Here is a 275-nt window from a genome sequence, read left to right on the forward strand (position 1 = left end):
CCTCAGACGATTGCCCAAATACACGGCCGATTCGCTGACGGGCTATCTCCTGTGGCCTTGATCGAAGATTGTCTACAGCGGATCAAGGAGCAAAACACCGAAAATCGTGCATTGATCTTTGTCGCGGCGGCCGAGGCGTTGGAAGCTGCCCAAACAGCTGAGGCAGCGCTACGGGCGGGCAAGCGTTTGGGGCCGCTCCACGGCATACCGATCGTCATCAAGGACGTTATCGATGTGAAGGGCTTGCCGACAACAGCCGGGTCCTGGTTGTTTGG

Annotated in this window: 1 protein-coding gene; it reads left to right on the forward strand. The window is 57.8% G+C overall.

The features are described 5' to 3' along the window. Positions 1 to 51: 51 nt before the first annotated feature. A partial coding sequence (locus tag SB659_RS19425) for an amidase family protein (protein WP_410551584.1) occupies positions 52 to 275 on the forward strand: 224 nt, incomplete at its 3' end.

The organism is Arthrobacter sp. SIMBA_036, assembly GCF_046535135.1.
Taxonomy (GTDB): Bacteria; Actinomycetota; Actinomycetes; order Actinomycetales; family Micrococcaceae; genus Arthrobacter.